Source organism: Caldimonas manganoxidans ATCC BAA-369, from assembly GCF_000381125.1.
GTDB lineage: Bacteria > Pseudomonadota > Gammaproteobacteria > Burkholderiales > Burkholderiaceae_C > Caldimonas > Caldimonas manganoxidans.
Window position 1 is genome coordinate 1 of the sequence record NZ_KB905942.1, and the last position, 14,771, is coordinate 14,771.

The window sequence follows — 14,771 nt, forward strand, 5'->3', positions numbered from 1 at the left end:
CCCCCGGGGGGAGCCAGCCATGCCCGTTCGTCGATCTGCCAAAAGCCCAAGAGAGCCGGGAACGATGGCCGTGGCGCCGCGAACCGGCTCGCGCAAGCCTCAGGCAGGCGCAGGTTCTCCGAGCGGGGGCTCGGCCAAGCGGCGCAAGGCATCGACATCCAACACCTGGACGGTGTAGCCGGCCACGTCGATGACGCGCCGCTGCCGCAACTGGCGCAGCACGCGCGAGAAGGTCTCGGGCGTGACGGCCAGTTGTGAGGCAATGGCCCGCTTGCGCTCCCGCAGAGCAACCAGCGCAGTCTGGCTGCCGTCGTGCCCGGGTCGAATTTCGGCGTGTTCCAGCAGCCAGGTGGCGCAGCGCGCCTCGGCATCCTTCAGTATGAGATCCAAGTGCCCCTCGGTGAGGCAGCGCACGCGGCGCGCCAGCACGCGCAGCAGGCCATCGGCCAGGCTGGGATGACTGACGCAGCACTCGCGCACGGCCTGCACGTCAAAGGACCACAGCAGCGCTTGGCCTTGGGTGAGAGCATCTTCGAGATAGCAACCCCCGAGCCAGGCGCTGGCCACGTCCAACCACTGTCCGGGCTCCACCAATCGGGTCTGCTGGGCCAGGCGCCCTGCACGCAGCGTTCCCAAGGCCACTGACCCGGAAACGACCAGCCACAGCGCCGAGGCGTGCTGACTGCGATCCAGCACGACGCACCCGCCGGCCAGCGTGTGCTCGCGCGCCAGTGCGGCCAGTGCTTGGGCCGCATCCCGGCTGACTGGCGCCGGGGACAGCGCCGCTTGCAGCAGGGCGACGCGGGCATCGAAAGGAATGCCGCGCTCGCGCGGGGCCGGCTCGCGAGGATGGCCTCGGTATCGGTCCATGAGCCTGTTCATCATGTGCTCCACACACACGCACCATGAGATCGTCGAGCCCAGACTCTGGCAGGTCGGAACGCACCCGGTATTGCGTTGTCTCAAGAAAGCCGATGTGTGGTTGCGCGGCACGGTAGCGTTTGCGGGTTGTCCCCAGGCATCACACTTGATCCAGCGCAAGGTCGCTTGCCCCTGTGGGCCCACCTGCTGGCCCATCGGGCGCACAATGGGGGACGTTTGCCATGGGGCTCTTGGGGCCGATCCTTTCGCGTGTGGCCATGCTTGCCGGATTTCATTCCCCCGCCGTGGGCTTTGACCAGCCCTTCGAGATGCTCGAGGCCTGCCACGAGCGCGCGCAGCGCAGCGTGGCTCTGCTACAGCGCCTGATCGAGCATCTGCATCGACTGGGCAATGACGAGCCGGCGCGTCAGGCCGCAGTCGATGTGTTGCGCTATTTCGATATCGCAGCGCCGCATCACCATGATGACGAAGAACGTCATGTGTTCCCCCCTCTGCTGGCCTTGCCACGAGATGCTGTGCATGCCCCCGTGCTCGACGCGGTGCGCAGGCTGCAACAAGATCATCGACGCATGCGGCGGCTCTGGGTGCGCTTGCGCGAAGCGCTGCATCGTCTCGCGCAAGGGCTGCAAACCGATTTCTCGCCGCAGCAGCGCCGACTGGCGCAAGACTTCATCGCGCTGTATGACCGCCACATTGCGTTAGAGGAACGCGTGGTCTACCCTGCGGCCCGCCACCGGCTCGACGCCCAGGCCCTGTGGGCCATGGGTCGAGAGATGGCTTCGCGCCGGGGCGTCGGCCAGGTCAGATTCAACGCTGCGACACGCTGAACGCCGGCTGCAAGCGGGCGCTGGCCACCAAACGCAGCACGGACTGCAGGCGCTCCTGGTCCACCGGCTTGGTCAAGTAGTCGTCCATGCCGGCCTCCATGCAACGGGCACGGTCCATCGGCATGGCCCGCGCGGTCAGCGCCACGATGGGGCAATGCCAGCCATGCTGGGCCTGCAGGGCTCGGATGCGATGCGTGAGTTCGATGCCGCTCATCCCGGGAATCTGCACATCGAGGAAGATGAGGTCGAATTCTTCGGCATCGCATTGCGACAATGCCTCCTCGGCCGTCACCGCCGCACGGACCGAATGGCCGGCGCGACGGATCATGCGGCTGGCGATGAAGCGATTGACCGCATGATCGTCCACCAGCAGCACGGACAGGCCATGGGCGGTGTCGCTGGCCGTCTCGTCGTTCTCCAGCCCTGCCACGCCCAGATAGCCGGTGGATTCGAAGCGCGAGCGCGCCTTGTCGCGCGAGACATTGACCGTTGCAGACGCCGCGGCATGCCAGCCCTGCGTGAGCTCGTCTTCTTGGGCTTGCTTCGCCGCAGGGGTCAACGGCAGCAGTGGCAGGGTCAAGTGGAAGCGGCTTCCCACGCCGAGTTCGCTTTCGGCCCAGAGCTGTCCGCCCAAGGCCTGCGCCAAGCGGCGCGAAATCGTCAAGCCCAGTCCGGTGCCGCCAAATTCCCGGGTCGTGGAGTTGTCGGCCTGGGTGAAGGAGTCGAAGATGCGATCGAGCTTGTTAGGGGCGATGCCCACGCCGGTGTCAGCCACGCACAGGTGCAACATGGCCGAGCCGCCGCGCCCTTCGGGCCAGGCCGCCACCTCCACACGCCCTCGCCGGGTGAACTTGATGGCATTGCCCACGAGGTTGACCAGGATTTGTCGCAACCTCAGTGGGTCACTGACCAGCTGTGAGGGCACCTCAGGCGCAACGGTGCATTGCAAAGTCAGCCCCTTGTCGGTGGCGCGCGGCTGCAAGGGAGCCAGGACCTCATCCAACAGCGTCCGCAGGTCGAAGCCCAGGTGCTCCACGGTCAGGCGGCCGGCCTCGATGCGCGACAGGTCGAGGATGTCGTTGAGGATGTTCAACAAAGAGGTGGACGAGGATTTCACCAAGCTCAAATAGCGACGCTGGGTCTCGTTCAGCGGGGTCTCCAGCGTGAGATCCACCAGCCCCATGATGCCGTTCATCGGGGTGCGAATTTCGTGGCTCATGTTGGCGAGAAACTCGCTCTTGGCGCGGCTGGCCGCCTCGGCGGCGGCTTTGGCTTCACGCAAGGCGGCTTCGACCTGCTTGTGCTGCGTGATGTCGGTCACCACCCCCAGGATGCCGCCCACCTGGCCCTGGGCACCGGTGAACAGCGTGCGGCTGTGAATCAATTCGCGTGCCTCGCCCGAAGGCAGCATCAGACGCGTCTCGAAGGTCTGCACCCCCCCACTGGCCAACAAGCGCTGGTCCTGCGCTTCCTCCTCGGCGCCGGCGGCCCCCAACACATCGCCGGCGGTGCGCCCCAGAAAGTCTTCGCGACGCACGCCGATGAGCTCCTCGCACGCCCGGTTGCAACCGATATAGCGACCCAGCGCATCCTTGAAATAAATGGGGTTCGGGATGATCTCCACCAATTCCTCGATGAAGCGCAACTGGTGCAGCACCTCCTCCTCGGCTTGGCGCTGCAGCGTCACATCGGTGTGTGTGCCCACCATGCGCAGGGGCCGCCCGGTGGCATCGCGCGCCACCACACGGCCACGCGAGCGCACCCAGCGCCATCGGCCATCTCGGCTGCGCACACGGAATTCCCCTTGATAGCAAGGGGTTTCATTGCGCAGATGAGCCTGCAACTGCTCTCGCGTCTCACGCCGGTCTTCGGGATGCATGTGCTCGCGCCAGCGTGCCAAGGTCATCTCGATCTCGCCTGGCGCGTAGCCCAGGATTTCCAGCAAACGAGGGCTGAAGTAAGCCTCGCCGCGTTCCAGATCCCAATCCCAGATGGCATCCTGCACACTGTCCATGGCCAGGCGCATGCGCTGGGCATCACGGTGCTGTTGCCGGGCCTGTGCCAGCTCGGATTCCAGCGCCGCCAAGGCTGAGGCTACCGCTGCCAGGCAGCGCTGCAGCTTCACCACCGCTTGGGCACGCCCGGCTGGCTCGGCCCACCCGAGCGCGCTCAACCAAGCGGCCAGCTCCTCGGGCTGGCTGATGTCCAGGTGGGTGCGCATCAGCTGCGTCAGGGTCGACCCCCAGTTCATGCGGGCAAGCTCGGCGAGGGCTTCACGTTCGTCTGGCACGGTAAGGCACATTGTGCCGGCGAGTCGGCCAAGCGAAGCCGCCGAGAGGGAGCGCACTCACAAATTGCAACAGTGTCACCGCGCGCTGCGTCGATTTGTTCACTTTCTTCACGGCCGCCGCAGGAATTCACGCCCCTCATCGACACGGGCCATGCCATTGACGGAACACCCTCGGCGGCATCGGATCAGTGTGGGCGAAGAGTCCGCGTTGGGCCTGGCGGGCCTGGCGCTCCTCGGCGTCATAAGGGCCGCGGCCCGACGCAAAGCGATAGTTCCAGGCCCATCCCTGCGAGACCATCCACGCCCCGATATCTTCTCCTTCATGGTACAACCGTCCCAGCCAGCGCGCATAGGCGTCTTGGCGGGACAAGCGAATCGTCACCGTCTGCCCCAACACGCGTTGGGCCAAAGCCGCTTGCGCCTGTGGGCCGCCGCTCTGGCAGGACTCGGGAGCGTCGATGCCATCGATGCGCAGCTTGATGCGACCTTCAGGCCGCAAGCCGCTATCCATCATGTCGATCCAGACCGTGTCGCCGTCGGTGACATGAACCACCCTGGCAGTGCGCTCTGCCGGGACCGAAGCCGGCGCTGCCGCAGCCGGCAAGCCGGCCAAGCACACCGCCAGCACCATGCCCGAGGGCCCGATCCACGCCCTGCTGCGACCCGACCCTTGCCCCGACCGGGTCTGCCGCAGAACAATATGCGCTTGGGGGCCCCCCGGGCCCCGCGGGCCCGACGGCAGATCGGTTCCAAGGAGGATCGCCATGCCGACCTATCAGTACCGTTGCGAAAAGTGCGGGCATGTCTTCGAGCATGTCGAACACATCGCCGAGCATGACACCGTGCGATTGAGCTGCCCGAAATGCGGCAGCCAGGCCCTGCAGCATACGCCGACGCGCTTTTTCGTGCAGACGTCGAAAAAGAGCTGACCCCTCGCTGCTGCAGTGCCGGTGACGCAGCCAGCCAGCGAGCGCGCCCAAGCCGCCCCGCGGCTCACGGGTCCATGCCCCGCTGGGCGTCCTTCAGCAAGCGCGCCAAACGGTCCGCCAGCTTTTCGTTGCTGAGTTTTTCGCGGAAGCGCTCGACCATCAACGGCAGGCTCATCGGGCTGGGCTGGCGCAGGTCCACCATCACGCGGCGCCACAGCTGCAGCCTGCGCAGGGTAAGGGTCAAGCGCTGCAGCTCGAGCTCTTGGCTCAACACCTCCTGCTCGGCCTGGCCCAGCAGGAGGTTGCCAGCATCGTACTTGCGGAAGACCTCGAAGAACAAACTGCTGGAGGCCTGGAGCTGCTTCATGCTCTTGGGGGCCCCCGGGTAGCCGCTGAACACCAGCCCGGCCACCCGGGCGATCTCGCGGAATCGTCGCCGCGACAACTCGGTGGCATTGAGGCTGGCCCACACATCGTGCAGCAGATCGTCGATCGTGAAGATCGAGCCGTCCAGCACCGGCGCCACGTCCACCGGTTCGGCGCTGAGCAGCTCCAAGCCATAGTCGTTCACCGCGATGCTGAAGGTATTGGGCCGATCGCGAGCCAGCCGCCAGGCCAGCAGGCTGGCCAGCCCCAGGTTCGCCCATCGGCCGGCAAAGGGATAAAAGTAGAGGTGCATGCCTTCGCGAGAGCGATAACGCTCGATCACCAGCGTGCCGGGCCGCGGCAGCCGCGAGACGCGACGCTGCATCTCCAGCAGGGGCCGCGCCGCCTCCAGCTCGGGCTCGCCAAACTCACCCTGGTCGGCAGCAGCCAGCAATTCCAGCACGGCGTCGGCCATTTCGGTGGACAAGGGCATCTTGCCGCCCCCCCAGCGCGGCACGGCCCCACGATCCTTCTCGGCGCGGCGCACGTAGGCGGTCATGTCCTGCACGCGAACGAACTCCAACAGCCGACCCGCGAAAAGGAAGCAATCCCCCTTCTTCAAGCGCGCAATGAAGCTTTCCTCCACCGAACCGAGGCAGGCCCCGCCCAAGTACTTCACGTGCATCGACGCCTCGCTGACGATGGTGCCCACTTGCATCCGGTGGCGGCGTGCAATGCCCGCATCGGTGACTCGGTAGACGCCGTCGATGCATTGCACCCGATGGTATTCCGGGTAGGCCTGTAGGCTGGGGCCGCCTCGTTCGACGAACGTCAGCGCCCAGCGCCATTGGGCATCGGTGAGCTCCCGGTAGGCCCAGGTGCTGCGCACCTCGGCCAAAAGGTCGTCCGCTTCGAAGCCCCCGCCCAGGGCCACGGTGACCAGGTGCTGCACCAGCACGTCCAAAGGCTTGTCGGGCGACGAACGCGCCTCGATGCGACCGGCCCGTGCGGCGCGCCGAGCGGCCGCGGCTTCCACCAGCTCCAGCGTGTGGGTGGGCACCAGGGTCACCCGGCTCGGCCGCCCCGGCGCATGGCCGCTGCGGCCGGCTCGCTGCAACAAGCGCGCCACCCCTTTGGCCGAGCCGATCTGCAACACCCGCTCCACCGGCAGGAAGTCCACCCCCAGGTCCAGGGAAGAGGTGGCCACCACCGCCTTCAACCGCCCCTCCTTCAGGCCCTGCTCCACCCAAGCCCTCACGTTCGGGTCGAGCGATCCATGGTGCAGAGCCACGATGCCGGCCCAGTCAGGCCGCGCTTGCAACAGCATCTGATACCAAAGTTCGGCCTGCGAGCGAGTGTTGGCGAAAACCAGGGTCGTGCCGGAGCGCTCGATGTCCTGCACCACCGGCGCGAGCATTTGTCCCCCCAGATGCCCCGCCCAAGAAAACCGCCCGGGGTCGGCCGGCAACAAGGTGTCGATCACCAAGTCCTTGTCCACCCGCCCCTGCACCAACACGCCCTCGTGCTGATGCCCCAGCAACGCAGCCATGGCCTCTTGCAGATGCCCCAGCGTGGCGCTCAACCCCCAGATGACCAGCCCGGGGTGCCAACGCCGCAGCCGCGCCAAGGCCAGCTGCACTTGCACGCCGCGCTTGTTGCCCAGCAGCTCGTGCCATTCGTCCACCACGACCGTGTGGACCCCGGCCAAGCGCTCACGCGCATCGGGCCGTGTCAGCAGCAGGCTCAAGGACTCGGGCGTGGTGACCAGGGCCTCGGGCAGGCGGCGGTCCTGCCGGGTCCGCTGCGCGCTGGGCGTGTCGCCAGTGCGCAGGCCCACGTGCCACGACGGCGCCAGATCGGGCAAGGGCTGGGACAAGGCCCGCACCGCATCGGCCGCCAGGGCCCGCATCGGCGTGATCCACAGCACCCGCGCGCCGGACGGCGCCGGGGCCACGACCCGATCGCGCATCAAGGCCCCCAACCACACGGCATAGGTCTTGCCCGCGCCCGTGGTCGCATGCAGCAGCCCGCTGCGCCCATCCAGCATGGCTTGCCACACCTCGCGCTGAAAGGCAAACGGCTGCCACCCTCGACGGGCCATCCAAGCCTCGGCTGGCGCAAGGTCCGGGAAGCGGGAATGCGGCAGCGCGATCATGATCTCAGGCCGTCAGGATCCAGCCTTCGAGACCGTCCACCTGCGGCGGCCAACCCCAGCGGGGCTGATCCAGCGCCCAGGCTGCCTGCATCAGGCACAGCACGGCATCGAGCCGGTCGCCGGCCGCATCGGCCGCCAGCGCGTCATGCTGCGGCGAGCTCAGTTGCAGGCGCAGCCCAAGGCGGCCACGCCCTTGCACCAGTGCCTCGATGAGGTCTTTGCGGGCGATCCAGCGCTGGCTCGTCTGACCGGAGGCCTTGTCGCTCTTGTAGCTGCGCGCCCCGATCAACTCGCGTGCCAGCATCCCGGGGTAGCCCTCCAAGGCCACTCGGCTGGGATCGCCAGCTTGTAGGCCCGGCAGATGAACACCGGCACGGCGCAGCGCCGACACCCCGGCGTGCAGCATGTAGGCCACCGGCGGATGAACCCACTTCATCGAGGGCGACGACCCCGCCCGCCTGTCGGTGGCTCGGTGGGCGAACTTGCTGCCCGCCGGCCGCGCTTGGCAAAAAGCCGCAAACGTCGCGCGAATCTCGGCGCGCGTCAACGCGGCGTAATGGTCCATCAGCGCCGGCCAGTCGGTCGGCCAGCCCAAGTGCTCCACCAGCTCACGCGGCAGCCCGAAGGGAAAATCGAAAGCCCCCACCCAGGGCCCCGGCTGCGCCAGCCAGTCCTCGAACGCGGCCGCATCGCTGAGCGCCAACAACTGCAACAAGCGCACCCGCGCACCCTGACGCTGGCCGACGGCAATGGTGATGGGTTTGCGCCGCGTGGGTCGGCTGGTGAAATCCACCCCCAGCACGCGCAACCCTTCGGGCCACGATCGGCCCGCTCGATTCAGCCACAAATCTTGCACCCGTGCATTGTCCCGGAGCCGACACCGCTCGCAAAGCTCCCCCACAATGGTGGGCCACTCCACCGCCGCCATGGAACGACAACCTCCACCTGCTGCTGCACCACGCCGACTGTGGCGACGCCTCGCCTGGGCACTGGCGGCCCTGCTGGTGCTGGGTGTTGGCGGCTTGCAGTTGGCAGCCTGGCAGCTCAAGGCTCAGGTCGAACAGGCCTTGGGGCCGCGCGCCAGCGTCGGTAGCCTGCGCATGACCTGGGCCGGCGTGGAAGCCACCGAGGTGCGCGTGCGCTCCGACCGCAGCCAGCGCACCAGCCATTGGCCCGCCGAGGACGAGCTGCGCGCGCAACGCGTCGTGCTCACTCCCGACCTGTGGAGCCTGCTTGGCGCCGAGCTGCGCATCCATCGGGTCCGCATCGATGGCGCGTACCTGTCGATGTGGCGCACCCGCGAGGGGCGACTGCGAGTGCTGCCAGCCCTCTTCGACCGCCCGCAGTCCCCCCAACCGTCGGACACGCGCGACCGCGGGCCGGCCTTGCACATTGCGCAGATCGAACTGCATGACGCGGCGGTGGAATTTTTCGATGCCTCGGTGCGCCAGCCTGCGCTGCAGCTGCGTCTGGAAGGCCTGCAGGTGCGCGTCGGGCCCTTGGATCTGCCGCGCCTGGACCGGCCCACCGCCATCGAGCTCGACGGCATGCTCAAGGGCGTGCACCGCGACGGCCGGGTGAGGTTGGCTGGCGAAGTGACCCTGGCCACCGCCGATGCGCGTCTGAAGGCCGATCTGCGCGGCGTGGATCTCGTCGCCCTGCAAGCCTATCTGATCAAGGTGTCCGAAGCCGGGGTGCGGCGCGGCACCATGGACCTCAGCCTGGAGGCCCGCGTACGCGATCAGCAGCTGCATGCCCCCGGCCGCCTCACGCTGATCGGGCTGGAACTGAACCACGGCGGTGGCGTGCTGGGCACCTTCGCAGGGGTGCCGCGTCAAGCGGTGCTGGCGGCCATGAGCCGCAACGGCAAGCTGGAAGTGGCGTTCACGCTGGAAGGGCGCCTGGACGACCCGAATTTCTCGCTCAACGAAAACTTCGCGCTGAAGGTCGCCGGCGGCATCGCCTCGGCCCTGGGCGTGAGCCTGGGCGGCGTGGTCGAAGGCGTGGGCAGCGTGATCAAGGGCCTGTTCGGCCGATGATCGAGGCGGTGGCCATCAGCTCCTCCAACAGCGCCATCGAGACCCGGCCCGGAACCGTGTAGGGATCGAGCATCGGCTTTTCTGAATATTTCAGCACGATGGACGGGTTGATCTTGGCCAGGTTCACCTGTCCCATGGTCCAGCCGGCAAACCGGCGTTCGGCGATTTCTTCGTAGTGCAGCAAAACCACGTCCTTGTGACGCTCATCACGGACGATCTGGCCATACAGTTCATTGACCGGATCGCGTCCACCTTCGAGCACCTGCATGAACAAGCCGCCGTTGTGGCACAAGATGCCGGTGATGCCCAAGCCCGGGTTGCGCGCGCGCGACTGCGCCAAGATGGACTCGATGACTTCATTCGTGAGCGGCTGGGCCGCACGGCTGGCATAGAGCAGACGGACGAGCATGGAAGAACCTCAGGGCTTCTTGCTGTTGAGCAGGGCCAGGAACTCGCGGCGCAGATTGGCATCTTTCAGAAAGCTGCCACGCATCACGCTGTTGATCATCTTGGAGTCCATGTCGCGCACGCCGCGCCACTGCATGCAAAAGTGATCGGCCTCCATCACGATGGCCAGCCCATCGGGCTGCATTTTTTCTTGCAGCAAGTCGGCCACCTGCGTGACCGCCTCTTCCTGGATCTGCGGGCGGCTCATGATCCATTCGGCCAGACGCGCGTACTTGGACAACCCGATGAGGTTGGAATGTTCGTTGGGCATCACCCCCACCCACAAACGCCCGATGATGGGACAAAAATGATGCGAGCAAGCGCTGCGTACCGTGATCGGGCCGACGATCATCAGCTCATTGAGCCGCTCCACGTTCGGGAACTCGGTCACCTCAGGCTCGGGCACATAGCGCCCCCTGAAGACCTCGCGCAAGTACATCTTGGCCACACGGCGTGCGGTGTCCTGGGTGTTGTGATCACTTTCGGTGTCGATCACCAGGCTTTCGAGCACGCCGGCCACTTTGGCCTGCACTTCGTCGAGCAAGGCCTCCAGCTCCCCGGGCTGGATGAACTCGGCAATGTTGTCATTGGCATGGAAGCGGCGCTGTGCCGCCTTGATACGCTGGCGAATGCGCACCGAGACCGGCACGCCTTCATCGTCGCTGGGTTTGGGGACGGAACTCAGTACGGTCATGGATGAGGTCCTCTCGAGGACAGACGGCGATCGTAGCAGCCGGGCCGTGGCCCGCCGAGCATCCTCGCGCAATGGCCCCCGAGTGTCCAGGCCTATCAGAGCCAGGCCGCCAGCGACTCCAGGCTGTCGGCTTCGTGCACCGCCTTGTCGTCGCGCACACGCAGCATGCGAGGGAAACGCACGGCCAGACCACTCTTGTGGCGGGCACTGCGGTGGATGCCTTCGAAACCGATCTCGAACACCAGCGTCGGCCGCACACGGTGCACCGGCCCGAAGCGCTCCAGGGTGGTTCGGCGGATGACTGCATCGACGCGCCGAAACTCCTCGTCGCTCAGCCCCGAATACGCCTTGGCAAACGGCACCAACTGCAATCCCCCGGGCGACGCCGGCTCGCGCCGAGCGATCGCCTCCAGCACCGCCTCAGCCTCGGCCGGCTCGCGCGGCTGGCGGCTCCACAGCGCAAAGGTGTAGTCGGTCAAGAGATTGGCCCGCCGCCCATGGCCGCGCTGGGCGTAGACGAGCACCGCATCCACGCTCATGGGGTCGACCTTCCACTTCCACCACAGGCCTTCGGCCTTGGTGCGGCCAACCCCGTAGCGGGACTGCCGCTGCTTGAGCATCAAGCCCTCCACCCCCCGCTGGCGCGAGCCTTCGCGCAGCCGCGCCAACTCCGCCCAGTCAGCCGCCTGCACGAGGGTGGACACTGACAGCACCACCGGTCCATCGGCCTGCGGGCCCCAGCGCGCAGCCAGGGCCTCGAGCCGCCTCCGCCGCACCGCCTGGGGTTGCATCCGCTGGTCCTGCCCCTCCCACTCCAGCAAGTCGAAGGCCATCAGCCTCACCGGCGCATCGGCCAGCATGCGCCGGCTGAGGTGTTTGCGGCCGATGCGCTGCTGCAAAGACGCAAAGGGCGCAGGGCGCTCATCGGCCCACACCAGCAATTCCCCATCGACGACCGTGCCCTCGGGCCAGGCGCGCGCAGCCTGCACCACCTCGGGAAAGCGGTCGGTCATCAACTCCTCCCCGCGCGACCAGATCCACACCTGTCCAGCGCGACGCACCACCTGCACGCGCATGCCGTCGTACTTCCACTCCACCAACCAGTCCGACACCGGCCCTAGCATGTCGTCCATGAGCTGCGGCGGCACATCCAATGGATGGGCCAAGAAAAACGGATAGGGCTGACCCACCTGCAGCCGCGCATCGATCATCGGCGACACCAGGGCCTCGAAGCGGGCCGCATCGGGGGGCGTGCCGGCCGCGCCCACGGTGCTGGCCCAGCCCATCAAACGCTGAGCCATGACCTGGGCCGGCACGCCGGCATGCTCGGCCAGCGCGCGCGTCACCAACAGGCGCGACACCCCGACCCGCAGCCCCCCGCCCATCAGCTTGCCCAACAGAAAACGGCCCGGCGTGTCGAGCTCGTCCCACCACTGGCGTAGACGCTCACGCTGCAGCTCGGGAGGCGCCCCGCGCAAGGGCAGCAGGCGCTGCTCCACCCACTGCGCCAGCCCCAGGTCACTGGAACGCGTCGGCGCGGGCAGGACGAGGGCGATGGTCTCGGCCAAATCTCCCACACTCTGATAGCACTCCTCGAACAGCCACGGGTCGATGCCCGCCCTCTCGCACGCCCAGGCCTTGAGCTGCGACGTCCCCACCAGCTGCCGCGGCCGGCCGCCACACAGGAAATACACGGCCCAGGCCGCATCGGCCGCCGCCGCCCGCTCGAAATAGCGACGCAGCGCCGCCACCTTGTCGCGGGTGGACGTGCTGGCATCCAATTCGGCGTACAGCTGGGCAAAGTCACGCATCACACGCCTCAGCCTTCATCCCCATACTCGGTGCGCAAGGCGCCGGCCTCCCAACCCCGTTCCTGCAGCCAGCGCACCATGGCCGCCTCATACCCATGCGTCACGATCACGCGTGCGGCCCCACTGTCACCGATGGCCTGCAGCAAAGCGGGCCAATCGGCGTGGTCGCTCAGTGGGAAGCCCCGGTCCACGCCCTGCCGCCGCCGGGTGCCACGCAAAAGCATCCAGCCGCTCGCACATCCGTCGCGCGCATCGCCCAGACGGTGCGCCCAACCACTGCGCGAAGCCGCCGGCGGAGCGATGACCAGAGCCCGGGCCAGTGTTTCGGCCGTCAGATCCGGCCCCAACGTCAAGGTCGGCGGCAAGCACACGCCGGCGGCCACATAGGCACGATTCACCGCCGCAACCGACGGGTGCACCACCAGCGGCCCTGGGCCCTCGCGCAGACCGTGCAGCAAACGCTGCGCCTTGCCCAAGCTGTAGGCATAGAGCAGACTCGGGCGGCCCTCGGCGGCATTGGCCGCCCACCAGGAGCGAATCTCGTCCAGCACGCGCGCCGGGGACGGCCAGCGATAAATCGGCAGCCCGAAGGTCGATTCGGTGATGAAGCAGTGGCAACGCACCGGCTCGAAAGGCGCGCAAGTGCCATCGGCATCGAGCTTGTAGTCCCCCGACACCACCCACACCTCGCCTCGATGCTCCAGTCGCACCTGAGCCGAGCCCAGCACATGCCCGGCCGGATGCAGCGACACCGAGACCGCCCCGATCCTCAGCACCTCGCTATAGGCCAGGGTCTGCAGTGAAATGTCCCCCAAGCGCTCGCGCAGCACGCCTGCACCTGGTGCGGCCGCCAGATAATGCTGATGGCCTGCACGCGCGTGATCGGCATGGGCATGGGTCAGGACCGCGCGTTGCACCGGCCGCCAGGGGTCGATATAAAAATCTCCGGCGGGGCAATACAGCCCTTGCGGACGCCACACCACCAGATCGGTGCACTCGCCCATGCCTTCAGTACCGGCCGGTGGCCCCGGCCACCCGCATGAAAAGACGCGCCACCCAGGCCACGAACCCACGCCGCAAGTAGCGTCGCCAGGCCGGCAGGCCCAGGGTCTGCACCGTGACTTCCCGTGAGGCCGCCACGGCCTGATCGATGTCCCGGGCCAGCTCCTGGACGAAGTGCGCGTCTTGCACGATCACATTGCCCTCGAGGTTGACCAACAGCGACAAGGGATCGATGTTGGAACTGCCCACGGTGGCCCAATCCTCGTCGACCACAGCCACTTTGGCGTGCAAGAACGCCGGGGTGTACTCGAAGATGCGGATGCGATGGCTCAACAGCTCGTCATACAGGGCCTGAGCCGCCCATGCGGCCATCCGATAATCCACCTTGCCCTGCAACAGCAAGCGCACCTGCACCCCCCGCTGCGCCGCTTGGCGCAAGGCCCGGCGAAAAGCCCGCCCTGGGTAGAAGTAAGGGCACACCAGGTCCACCCGCCAGCGCGCGCTGCGAATGGCCTCGATATAGGCACGCTCGATGGTGCGACGCTGCCACAAATTGTCGCGCACCACGAAGGCCACCCGCACGGGGCAGGGATCGTTCAGCGCCTGCTCGACCACCTGCCAGCGCGTCGCACGCAAGCGCCGCAGCATGCGCCGCGCCCGCGCCACCGGATGCGAACTGCGCGCCAGCTCCACGAGCTCATCGCGCCAGTCCCGCCCCAGGCGCGACCGTGTCCACAACGCCCGCGCGGTCTGCTCCATCATGGCCACCACCGGCCCACGCACCTCCACCGCAAAGTCCAGCCTGGGGCTATCGCTCCAGCCATGATGGATGTCGAGCCGATCGTCGATGATGTTGATGCCCCCGACGAAACCCACGTCCGCATCGACCACGCACAGCTTGTGATGCAAACGGCGCCACTGCCCCGGTTGCAGCCAACTGCGCCAGCCCTGCAGCGGACGGAACACCGAAAACCGCACCCCCGCTTCCGTCAAGTCACGGCCGATGCGCTCCAGCGTTTGCCCCGAACCGAAACCATCGACCACCACGCTGACCCGCACCCCGCGCCGCACGGCCCGCGCCAGGGCGGCCACCATGGCCCGCCCGGCCACGTCGTCATGAAAAATGTAGGTGAGCAGCCAGACCCGGTGCCGGGCGCGGGCAATGGCCTCATGCATCGCTGGAAAGAGTTGATCCCCGCCACGCAGCAACCGCACCTGGTTCGACCCGGTGAACAGCGCGCGCGCCTGGGCATACCACGACAGCACGTGGCGATCCGATTCCAACAGACCGTCACGGACGGAGCTTGGGTCGGCAGGGGCGCTCATCGC

13 protein-coding genes are annotated in these 14,771 nt (G+C 67.2%); 3 read left to right on the top strand and 10 right to left on the bottom strand.

The annotated features are described in order from the left end of the window. Window positions 1–99: 99 nt before the first annotated feature. Window positions 100–870, bottom strand: coding sequence for a Crp/Fnr family transcriptional regulator (locus F615_RS18080; RefSeq protein WP_019560880.1), 771 nt, complete (start codon window positions 868–870; stop codon window positions 100–102). 269 nt (window positions 871–1,139) lie between these two features. Between F615_RS18080 and F615_RS0109150 the strand changes: the two genes are divergently transcribed. Continuing rightward, window positions 1,140–1,709: a hemerythrin domain-containing protein gene (locus tag F615_RS0109150; RefSeq protein ID WP_245558346.1), complete on the top strand. Its 570-nt coding sequence runs from the start codon at window positions 1,140–1,142 to the stop codon at window positions 1,707–1,709. Here F615_RS0109150 and F615_RS19400 read toward each other — a convergent pair. Both F615_RS19400 and F615_RS18090 read right to left on the bottom strand, forming a co-directional pair. Then, complete coding sequence (locus F615_RS19400; protein ID WP_019560882.1) at window positions 1,690–3,960, bottom strand: PAS domain-containing protein; 2,271 nt, start codon at window positions 3,958–3,960, stop codon at window positions 1,690–1,692. The genes F615_RS0109150 and F615_RS19400 overlap by 20 nt on opposite strands. Before the next feature lie 175 nt (window positions 3,961–4,135). Then, complete coding sequence (locus F615_RS18090) at window positions 4,136–4,630, bottom strand: thermonuclease family protein (protein WP_019560883.1); 495 nt, start codon at window positions 4,628–4,630, stop codon at window positions 4,136–4,138. A 133-nt stretch (window positions 4,631–4,763) separates the two neighbouring features. Between F615_RS18090 and F615_RS0109165 the strand changes: the two genes are divergently transcribed. Continuing rightward, on the top strand, window positions 4,764–4,928 hold the full coding sequence (locus F615_RS0109165) for an FmdB family zinc ribbon protein (RefSeq protein ID WP_019560884.1): 165 nt from the start codon (window positions 4,764–4,766) through the stop codon (window positions 4,926–4,928). Window positions 4,929–4,992: 64 nt separating this feature from the next. On the opposite strand, the gene F615_RS0109170 is transcribed toward F615_RS0109165, so the two are convergent. Beyond that, a complete protein-coding gene (locus F615_RS0109170) occupies window positions 4,993–7,449 on the bottom strand; it encodes a ligase-associated DNA damage response DEXH box helicase (protein WP_019560885.1) in 2,457 nt (818 codons plus the stop codon). 4 nt (window positions 7,450–7,453) lie between these two features. After that, a complete protein-coding gene (locus tag F615_RS0109175; RefSeq protein WP_019560886.1) occupies window positions 7,454–8,305 on the bottom strand; it encodes a DUF429 domain-containing protein in 852 nt (283 codons plus the stop codon). Between the two features lie 70 nt (window positions 8,306–8,375). Between F615_RS0109175 and F615_RS0109180 the strand changes: the two genes are divergently transcribed. Next, window positions 8,376–9,488 (top strand): DUF748 domain-containing protein, encoded by a 1,113-nt coding sequence (locus F615_RS0109180; RefSeq protein WP_051090223.1) that lies wholly within the window; start codon window positions 8,376–8,378, stop codon window positions 9,486–9,488. On the opposite strand, the gene F615_RS0109185 is transcribed toward F615_RS0109180, so the two are convergent. The 5 genes from F615_RS0109185 to clsB form a co-directional block, all read right to left on the bottom strand. Then, the gene (locus F615_RS0109185; protein WP_019560888.1) at window positions 9,466–9,897 is read right to left on the bottom strand and encodes a BLUF domain-containing protein; all 432 of its coding nucleotides are present in this window, start codon (window positions 9,895–9,897) and stop codon (window positions 9,466–9,468) included. The two genes, F615_RS0109180 and F615_RS0109185, sit on opposite strands and share 23 nt — an antisense overlap. Window positions 9,898–9,906: 9 nt before the next feature. Beyond that, complete coding sequence (gene folE / locus F615_RS0109190) at window positions 9,907–10,629, bottom strand: GTP cyclohydrolase I (protein WP_019560889.1); 723 nt, start codon at window positions 10,627–10,629, stop codon at window positions 9,907–9,909. 95 nt (window positions 10,630–10,724) lie between these two features. Then, complete coding sequence (locus tag F615_RS0109195) at window positions 10,725–12,440, bottom strand: ATP-dependent DNA ligase (protein WP_019560890.1); 1,716 nt, start codon at window positions 12,438–12,440, stop codon at window positions 10,725–10,727. 8 nt (window positions 12,441–12,448) lie between these two features. Continuing rightward, window positions 12,449–13,444, bottom strand: coding sequence for a ligase-associated DNA damage response exonuclease (locus tag F615_RS0109200; protein WP_019560891.1), 996 nt, complete (start codon window positions 13,442–13,444; stop codon window positions 12,449–12,451). 4 nt (window positions 13,445–13,448) lie between these two features. Beyond that, entirely contained in the window at window positions 13,449–14,768 is a 1,320-nt protein-coding gene (clsB, locus tag F615_RS0109205; RefSeq protein ID WP_019560892.1) for a cardiolipin synthase ClsB, read from the bottom strand. Window positions 14,769–14,771 lie beyond the last annotated feature (3 nt).